The sequence below is a fragment of the Bradyrhizobium sp. genome (genome assembly GCF_027307225.1).
Lineage (GTDB): Bacteria > Pseudomonadota > Alphaproteobacteria > Rhizobiales > Xanthobacteraceae > Bradyrhizobium.
The window spans coordinates 1-7,784 of sequence record NZ_DAHUXJ010000144.1 but is presented as its reverse complement, the minus strand read 5'-3'; the positions used below and the strand labels follow the sequence as shown (position 1 = coordinate 7,784).

At 60.6% G+C, this 7,784-nt stretch carries 10 protein-coding genes and 1 pseudogene; 10 read left to right on the top strand and 1 reads right to left on the bottom strand.

Translation table 11 applies throughout. The annotated features are described in order from the left end of the window. A pseudogene (locus M6D32_RS24065) lies at nucleotides 1-418 on the top strand (hypothetical protein); the annotation flags it as partial. Here the strand turns inward: M6D32_RS24065 and M6D32_RS24060 are convergent. After that, nucleotides 411-968 carry an FkbM family methyltransferase gene (locus M6D32_RS24060; protein WP_298261007.1) on the bottom strand — a complete coding sequence of 186 codons (558 nt, stop codon included), beginning with the start codon at nucleotides 966-968 and terminating at the stop codon, nucleotides 411-413. The pseudogene M6D32_RS24065 and the gene M6D32_RS24060 sit on opposite strands and share 8 nt — an antisense overlap. Before the next feature lie 350 nt (nucleotides 969-1,318). Here M6D32_RS24060 and M6D32_RS24055 point away from each other — a divergent pair, with 350 nt between their 5' ends. The 9 genes from M6D32_RS24055 (at nucleotide 1,319) to maiA (ending at nucleotide 7,543) form a co-directional block, all read left to right on the top strand. Next, a complete protein-coding gene (locus M6D32_RS24055; RefSeq protein ID WP_298261005.1) occupies nucleotides 1,319-2,041 on the top strand; it encodes a hypothetical protein in 723 nt (240 codons plus the stop codon). After that, a complete protein-coding gene (locus M6D32_RS24050) occupies nucleotides 2,042-2,377 on the top strand; it encodes a hypothetical protein (protein WP_298261003.1) in 336 nt (111 codons plus the stop codon). A gap of 12 nt (nucleotides 2,378-2,389) precedes the next feature. Beyond that, nucleotides 2,390-2,785, top strand: a complete 396-nt coding sequence (locus M6D32_RS24045; RefSeq protein ID WP_298261001.1) for a hypothetical protein — start codon at nucleotides 2,390-2,392, stop codon at nucleotides 2,783-2,785. An 18-nt stretch (nucleotides 2,786-2,803) separates the two neighbouring features. Beyond that, nucleotides 2,804-3,106 (top strand): hypothetical protein, encoded by a 303-nt coding sequence (locus M6D32_RS24040; RefSeq protein WP_298260999.1) that lies wholly within the window; start codon nucleotides 2,804-2,806, stop codon nucleotides 3,104-3,106. Then, nucleotides 3,103-3,288, top strand: coding sequence for a hypothetical protein (locus M6D32_RS24035; RefSeq protein WP_298260997.1), 186 nt, complete (start codon nucleotides 3,103-3,105; stop codon nucleotides 3,286-3,288). Before M6D32_RS24040 ends, M6D32_RS24035 begins: the two co-directional genes overlap by 4 nt. Then, nucleotides 3,273-3,734, top strand: coding sequence for a GNAT family N-acetyltransferase (locus M6D32_RS24030; protein ID WP_298260995.1), 462 nt, complete (start codon nucleotides 3,273-3,275; stop codon nucleotides 3,732-3,734). Before M6D32_RS24035 ends, M6D32_RS24030 begins: the two co-directional genes overlap by 16 nt. A 299-nt stretch (nucleotides 3,735-4,033) precedes the next feature. Continuing rightward, nucleotides 4,034-5,296: a CoA transferase gene (locus M6D32_RS24025; RefSeq protein WP_298260993.1), complete on the top strand. Its 1,263-nt coding sequence runs from the start codon at nucleotides 4,034-4,036 to the stop codon at nucleotides 5,294-5,296. Nucleotides 5,297-5,678: 382 nt separating this feature from the next. Next, nucleotides 5,679-6,656, top strand: coding sequence for a quinone oxidoreductase (locus tag M6D32_RS24020; RefSeq protein ID WP_298260991.1), 978 nt, complete (start codon nucleotides 5,679-5,681; stop codon nucleotides 6,654-6,656). A gap of 227 nt (nucleotides 6,657-6,883) precedes the next feature. Beyond that, nucleotides 6,884-7,543 carry a maleylacetoacetate isomerase gene (gene maiA / locus M6D32_RS24015; protein WP_298260988.1) on the top strand — a complete coding sequence of 220 codons (660 nt, stop codon included), beginning with the start codon at nucleotides 6,884-6,886 and terminating at the stop codon, nucleotides 7,541-7,543. Nucleotides 7,544-7,784: the final 241 nt, after the last annotated feature.

Sequence of the window (7,784 nt, the reverse complement as noted above, 5' to 3'; positions counted from 1 at the left end):
GCGCGGACGGATCTCGGTGGCGCTCGACACCATGGGCGGCACCGCAGCCGGCCGGGTCACGTCAGCATCCGGGGGAATCGACGGCACAACCGCCGGCGCGACGGGCGGCGGGCAGACTTACACGATGCAGCGCTCGGATCTGCCTAACGTCGCACCGACGTTTACGGGGAATGCGGGGACGGTGAGCGTGACCTCAAGTGACGGCAGAAACTACGTCGCTGGCTCTCTTGTCGGTGTTGCAGGGGGCGGCGGCGGAGCCGTAGCACCTGCCACCGGCGGAACGGCAACGGTTGTTTCGTCGTCTGGCTCATTTACACCTGTCGGAACAATACAGAGCCTCAACGGTGGGGTGACGCAGACACCAATGAAGATCATGCCTCCGTCTATCGTCGTGCCCTATTTGTTGCGGGTCATCTGATGCTACGGAAGATCGCATTATCAGGAGTGCGAGCGAGGAGCTCATAATCGTTGGAGTTCATAATATGAGAAAAGTCGTCCGAAGCTTCGATGCAAATGATTTTCGGACGAAATCTATTAAGATCTATCGATTCCAGAATTGCGAGATTGCATCCCTCGGTATCGATGGATAGGAAGTCGAGGCCGGCTTGAAAGTGGGCCTCCAAGATTTCGTTCGCCGGCACCAACGCCGCTTCTACTTCACCAACTACCCGTTGCCTATCGGACCCCAGCCAACTTTCGGAAAGTTTAACAACGCGATCAGCTTGTTCGGGTAAGAATGTATTAAATGCTCGATCTGACAAGCGTTGCAGTTTTGCTGTTCTACGTTCGTCGAACGCCACGCCAACGTTGAGCACGGAATCGCGCGACCGCGCGCTGCGGAGCTTATTGCAGAGAAGCGGGTCAGGCTCGACTAGTACGCCGCTGGCACCCAATCGATACAGAGCAAATGTATTGCTTAAGTATTTGGGGTGATTGGCTCCGATGTCACAATAACGGACGTCGGTCATCTTCATCCCAGCTACGACACGTAACCAGGCTATAACAAGACGGTCCTCTCCGGCGGCTGAAAATGACGGATAACCAATCAAAGACCGGACAGCGACCGCCACTTTTTGTCTAGCACCCATAACACCCAAGAGCCTTTGAATTCGTCGGACTATCTACTGGATATAATAGCGCCCGGTGATTGGCCAACCAGAGGGCGCATTCGAGCTTCAGCGCGTTAGCGCGTCCGCACCTTCCAGTAAAGTCTGATTAAGCACGAACGACCGCGGTCGTCGACCAGTCCAAAGCCGCCGCCCCCACCCCCAACCACAGCCCCACCCATGCCCTCATCGTCTTCCGGCGAGGTATCGTCATGACTGATTTGGTCGCGCTTCAGCGTATGAACGCCCAGCGCTGGGCCCAAGCCAAACCGACGCGAAATTTGACCGCGATCGCCAAGCGGCTCGGCGCAACGGATGCTCGTTCGCGCTATCAGGTGGTTTCCGCAAGGACCGGCGTACCCTGGCCGGTGATTGCCGTCATCCATGAGCGGGAATGCTCGCAGGATTGGACGCGTTCGCTGGCGCAAGGCGATCCCTGGGATCGCGTGTCGGTGCATGTTCCGGCGGGCAGAGGCCCTTTCAAGTCCTGGGAAGACGCGGCCGTCGATGCGCTGAACGACTGCGCGCCTTACGCTGGCCGCAACAAGGATTGGTCGATCGGGCCGCTCCTGACCAGGCTCGAGCAATATAACGGGCTTGGCTATGCCGCGCGCGGCGTGCCGTCGCCCTATCTGTGGGAGGGCACTGACCAGTATCGATCCGGCAAATACGTCCGCGACGGCGTCTACGATCCCGATGTGATCGACAGCCAGGCGGGTTGTGCCGGCCTGTTGATGGCGATGAGGGCGCTCGATCCCTCCATCTCCTTTCCCGGTGGTGCTCAGCCGGCTGGTTGCGCGGCCGCCTCAAAGAAGGCTGCGCCTCCACCATCAAATATCCCGTCCATCAAAACGCCAGCGCCTGGCTCGATCGGCGCATGGATCGCCTCTGCTCTCGTCTGGCTTCTCGCCGTTTTCAAACCCAAAGGAAAATAGATGCTTCACGCGCTCTCCATCGGCCTTCTTCTTCTCACCGCCCTCATGATCGGCTGGATCGTTTTCACGTTCGTCCATGCCTGGATCACCGAGACCGGATCGTTCTGGCAACGGACCCTGAAGGCCGGCAAGGATTCCGCGACCATCGTCTGGGCCGAGGTCGTGCTCGTCGCGGGCGGTCTCGTTGCTGTGCTCGACAAGATCGCGACCCTGACCGGCGATCCCTCGCTTGCGACCCAGATCCAGCAATACCTCACCCCCCAGATCGTGAGCTACGTCATGATGGGAATCATGTGCGTGAACGTCTGGGCCCGCCTTCGCACGCTCAACAAGTAGGAGGCGCGTCGCATGTGGCTTGCACTCGCCAAATGGCTGGCCGGCTTCGTCACGGGTCCGGTATTCGACGATCTTCTGAAGGGATACCAGGCCAAGCTTGCCGCCGGCAACACCTCGGAGAGCATCGCCGCCGATCTCGCCACGAGGGAATTGGCGGTGCAGCAACGCGAGTTGGAATTACAGACACAACTACGCATCGCCGAGATCGGCCATCCTTTCGAGCCGGATCGCCTGATGGGCTATTGCGTGGCGGTCTATTTCGCAAAGCTGCTTATCTTCGACAAGGTCCTCGGTCTCGGCTCGACCGACGGGCTCGCGGGATTTGCTTCAACCACCGCCAATCTCATTGTCGCGTCCTATTTCGCCAAGCGCGGGTTAGAGAATGTCGCGCGCATTATCAAGCGATGACGCGGGAAACACGCTGGCATGGCTGACATCAGCGAAGACACCATCCGCACCGTTGTGGCGGAAACCCTCGGCGAACAGCAAAGGATCCATCACGGCGATATCGATGCTGTGGTGGACCGCGCCATCACCACGGTGCTTGCGTCCTTTGGCATCGAGGAAGACGACAGGCGCGAGCTTCGCGCCGATTTCCAGCACCTGAGACGGTGGCGCAAGAGCGTCGAGCAGGCTCAGGGTTTTACCTTCAAGGCCGTCATCACCGTCATCGTGGCCGGCTTTCTCGGCGCGGTGTGGCTCGGCATCAAGGTCATGCTCGGCAAATGATCCCTATCGCATTGTTGCTGATTGGTCTGCTGGCGTCATCGTCGCCGGTAGATGCCATTCCCTGCTGGGTCGTCAAGCGCACGGTCGCGCGATATGGCGAGGTGGCAGCTGAGGCCTGGGCGCGCTCGAAAGGCATTTCAAACAGGGATATCGAGCGGGCGAAGCGATGCCTCAAATCGTGATTCCCCGTTACCGCATTCGCGCGGTCGATGCCCGGGACGACGAGACCGCGGACATCCTGATAGAGTTGCATCGTCTGACCTTCTTCAGCGGCGCATCCGTCCCGCCGTTCGATTGTGGTCATTGGTGGCTCGCTTATCGTGGCGAGACGCCGGTCGCCTTCGCCGGCGTTGTTCCGTCGACCCACGTCCGTAATGCCGGATACTTCTGCCGGGTCGGCGTGCTGCAGCCCCACTGGGGCCACCGCCTTCAGTTGCGGCTGATGCGGGCCATGGAGGCACGAGCGCGGTGGAACGGCTGGAGCCGTGTAGTCTCCGATACGACCGCCAACGTGCCATCGGCGAACAACTTCATCCGGGCCGGCTATCGGATGTTTCGGCCGTCCCTGCCGTGGGCATTTCCCGACACGCTCTACTGGCAAAAAAACATCCTAGTGTCCCGGTTCTGACATTCGTATATCATATCGGGGCGGACACTTTTACGAATGTCAGAACCAAAGGGACACTAGCAACCATATGGTTCTAGTGTGGCTTTGACTTTGGCGTTCCTTCTAAGAACTCGCCGCGAGACTGAAAGGAACGTCAAAGTCGCCACACTTTGCCTTCTTCTCATAGCACCCATTCAAAAAGGCGATAGCAGCGAAGTCCCGAGGTCACTTCGCTTGGAAGGACGGCAAAGGGCCGTATACTCTTCCTCAACGATCCGTCGCAAGTGCGGGATCGACCAACGGGAAGGAACGCGCCGATCATGACTGGACGACCGAAACTGCCGGGCCGGCTGCCGCGAGAGAAGGGGGCGCCCACCGCCCTTGATGGTCTTCTGGTCGTCGATTTCACCCGGGTCGTCGCCGGTCCCGCCTGCACGCAGACGCTCGCGGATTTCGGCGCTCACGTGATCAAGATCGAAAACCCCGAAGGCGGCGACGACACGCGGCACTACGAGCATGCGGATCTTGCCGGCGAAAGCGCGGCCTTCGTCAGCCTCAATCGCAACAAGCGCGGCATTGCGCTCGATCTCACCAAGCCGGAAGCTTGTGTCGTGGCGCACGAGTTGATCGCGCGGGCGGACGTCGTGGTCGAGAATTTTTCGGCGGGTGTGATGAAGAAATATGGCCTCGACTATGCGTCGGTGGCGCCGCGAAATCCGCGCTTGGTTTATTGCTCGATCTCGGCTTACGGCCGCAAAGGCCCCTCCGCATCGCGTCCCGGCTTCGATCCGATCACCCAGGCCGAAAGCGGCTTCATGTCGCTTAACGGCTTTCCGGATGGCCCGCCGGTGCGGACCGGCCCGCCCGCGGTCGACATGCTGACCGGCATGTCGGCTTGCAACACCATTTTGCTGGCGCTGCTTGCCCGCGACAAGCTCGGCCGCGGCCAGCATGTCGAGGTAGCGCTGTTCGACATGGCACTCGCCATGACGCAGTTCTACGGCATGGCCTATTTGATGAGCGGTGTGAATCCGAGCCGCCAGGGTAACTCGCCGAACGGTTCGCCTTCGGTTGGCGTGTATCAGGGCTCGGACGCGCCGTTCTACATCGCCTGCGCCAACGATCGTCTCTATCGGCGTCTGGTCGTCGATGTGTTGAATCGTCCCGATCTCGTCAGCGGCGAATTTGGCGACCGCCGTTCGCGCACCGCCAACAAGGAGAAGTTGCGCGCCATCCTCACGGGCCTGTTTGCGCAGGATAGCCGCGAGACCTGGATCACCAAGATGAAGGCCGCCAATGTCCCCGTCGGCTACCTGCGCACTGTGGAAGAAGCCTTCAACTCGCCGGAGGCACGCGAACGTCATCGCGTGAGCGAGATTCCGCATCCCAAAGCGGGCACCGTTCCGAATATCGAATCGCCGCTCAATATGTCGCTGACACCCCCCGTCGATCCCGTCGCGGCGCCGTTGTTGGGTCAGCACACGCGCGAGGTGCTCCGCGAGACGCTCGGCTATGACGAGGCGAAGATTGCCGCATTGGCGGAGGCCGGCGTCTTCGGCAAGGTGTTGGCTGCGGCCGGCTGATCGACGGGACAAATCGTTGAGCATCAATATGCCCGGTGGCCGTTCGGCCGCCGGGCTTTTTGTCGTTTCTAGAGCTCCGATTCCGAAGTTCGCAAGCTATTGCGGCCCCTCCGATGCGAACTTCGGAATCAAAGGAGCTCTAGCGAATATATGTTGCTAGTGGAGTTTGGGATTTGACATTCGCGTTCGGTGTTTGCGACCGGATGGGTAGCGAATGTCAAATCCACTCCACTAGCCCTAATGTTGAGATCGAGTTGGCTTTCACGGATCGCGTGGCTGTGTATTTTGGCATTCGCGACAGGCGCTATAATAATGTATTGCAGCAGCGTTCGCGCGCGGCTGAGCCGTCGTTCAGTTTCATCATCCCCAAGGAGTAACCCCCATGACCCATGCCATCCGCTTTCACAAGACCGGCGGCCCCGAAGTCCTCGTCTGGGAGGAGGTCAATGTCGGCAAACCGGGAGCCGGGGAGGCGCGCATTCGTCACACTGCCGTGGGGCTCAATTTCGTCGACATCTATAATCGCTCCGGCCTTTATCCGCCGCCGCAGCTGCCGAGCGGTCTCGGCGGCGAGGGCGCCGGCGTTGTGGAGGAAGTCGGACCGGGCGTCACCGATCTGAAGCCGGGCGATCGCGTGGCCTATGGCGCGGCGCCGCTCGGCGCCTATGCCGAGGCGCGGCTCATTCCAGCCGAGCGCCTGCTCAAACTGCCTGCCGGCATCGACGACAAGACGGCGGCTGCGATGATGCTGAAGGGCCTCACCGTGCAATATCTCATCCGCCAGACCTATCGCGTGAAGGCCGGCGATACGATCCTGCTCCATGCCGCGGCTGGCGGCGTCGGTCTCATTCTCTCGCAATGGGCGAAACATCTCGGCGCCACCGTGATCGGCACGGTCGGCAACGACGAGAAGGCCGCGCTCGCCAAGGCCCATGGCTGCGCGCACACCATCGTCTATACGCGAGAGGACTTCGTGAAGCGTGTCGACGAAATCACGGGCGGCAAGAAAGTGCCGGTTGTCTACGACTCCGTCGGCAAGGACACTTTCCTGAAATCGCTGGATTGTCTCGCTCCGCTCGGCGTCGTCGCGCTGTTCGGCCAATCCTCGGGCGGTGTCGAGCCGCTCAATCTCGGGATCCTGGCGCAGAAGGGATCGCTCTACGTCACCCGTCCGACGCTCAATACCTACGCAGCGAAGGCCGAGAATCTTCACGCGATGGCGAAAGAGCTGTTCGAGGTCGTGACTTCCGGCGCGGTCAAGATCAATGTCAACCAGACCTATCCGCTGAAGGACGCGGCCGAGGCCCACGCCGATCTCGCGGCGCGCAAGACCACCGGATCGACCGTCTTTCTGGTCTGAGGCGCGCTTGTCCCGCGTTCTCATTTCCTTGCCGGCGCGCGACTTCGACCCGGCGAAGCCGCCGTCAGCTCGCAGGTGTTGTCGAACGCGGGCCACGCCATCATCTTTGCGACGCCAGATGGCAGGCCGGCTGCTGCCGCCGGGCGGAGCAGGTGGTTTGTCTATCCGGCCGTCAATGCTATCAGCACACGGGCGTTTCGCGCTCCTGGTTGAATGGGGATTTTCCGATGAGCATCAAGGTCTACGGCTTCTGGCGGTCGATTGCATCCTTTCGTATCCGGATAGCGCTCAAATTGAAGGCGCTTCCGTTCGAGGAAGTCTCGATCGACATTCTTCAGGGCAAGCAGTTCGAGCCCGGCTATGACGCCGTCAACCCCGAGCATGTGGTGCCAACCTTCATCCACGATGGGTATACGCTGTATCAGTCGCTGGCGATCATGGAGTATCTCGATGAGATCAAGCCCAGCCCGCGGCTGTTGCCGGAGGACGTCAAGGAGCGGGCCTATGCGCGCTCGCTGGCGCTGATGACGATTGCGGACTCCCATCCGCTGATCGTGCCGCGGGTGCGCAAGCATATCGCCAAGACCTTTGGCGCCGACACCAAGGCGGTCGAGGAATGGGGCGCGCATTGGACGAGGGATGGCCTTGCGACCTATGAGCGGTTGCTGGCGCGCCGCAAGCCTGAGCCGTTTGCGCTCGGCAAGGATGTGGGTCTGGCCGATATCTGCATCGCAGGCCAGGTGGTCGGCGCGCAGTATCTCAAGATCGGGCTCGATGCCTGTCCGCTAGTGAAGGAACTGTCGGATCGCTGCTTCAAAATTCCGGAATTCCTGAGCTCACACCCGTTCGAGCAGCCGGAGTACAAGGCATCGGGCGGGCAGCATTGAGCTCCGGGATCCACTGTGTCATTGCGGGCCAACGGGTCGCGCGAATGCGCGCCCGATGATAAACTCCGCGAAGCAATCCAGTGCAAGACTCTGGATCGCTTCGTCGCTTGCGCTTCTCGCGATGACGGATTCCGTCTCCTTTTAAAAGTGTCGGACGAACCTCTGTCGATCCCTAAACATCCAGCCCAAGGACACGCGCGGCATTGCCGCCCGCGATCTGCGCCAGCGTCGTCTCGTCCAT

Bases quoted from the DNA above. Each gene is read 5' to 3' on its own strand.
- M6D32_RS24060 (WP_298261007.1), bottom strand. From the start codon at position 968: ATGACCGACGTCCGTTATTGTGACATCGGAGCCAATCACCCCAAATAC.
- M6D32_RS24055 (WP_298261005.1), top strand. From the start codon at position 1,319: ATGACTGATTTGGTCGCGCTTCAGCGTATGAACGCCCAGCGCTGGGCC.
- M6D32_RS24050 (WP_298261003.1), top strand. From the start codon at position 2,042: ATGCTTCACGCGCTCTCCATCGGCCTTCTTCTTCTCACCGCCCTCATG.
- M6D32_RS24045 (WP_298261001.1), top strand. From the start codon at position 2,390: ATGTGGCTTGCACTCGCCAAATGGCTGGCCGGCTTCGTCACGGGTCCG.
- M6D32_RS24040 (WP_298260999.1), top strand. From the start codon at position 2,804: ATGGCTGACATCAGCGAAGACACCATCCGCACCGTTGTGGCGGAAACC.
- M6D32_RS24035 (WP_298260997.1), top strand. From the start codon at position 3,103: ATGATCCCTATCGCATTGTTGCTGATTGGTCTGCTGGCGTCATCGTCG.
- M6D32_RS24030 (WP_298260995.1), top strand. From the start codon at position 3,273: ATGCCTCAAATCGTGATTCCCCGTTACCGCATTCGCGCGGTCGATGCC.
- M6D32_RS24025 (WP_298260993.1), top strand. From the start codon at position 4,034: ATGACTGGACGACCGAAACTGCCGGGCCGGCTGCCGCGAGAGAAGGGG.
- M6D32_RS24020 (WP_298260991.1), top strand. From the start codon at position 5,679: ATGACCCATGCCATCCGCTTTCACAAGACCGGCGGCCCCGAAGTCCTC.
- maiA (WP_298260988.1), top strand. From the start codon at position 6,884: ATGAGCATCAAGGTCTACGGCTTCTGGCGGTCGATTGCATCCTTTCGT.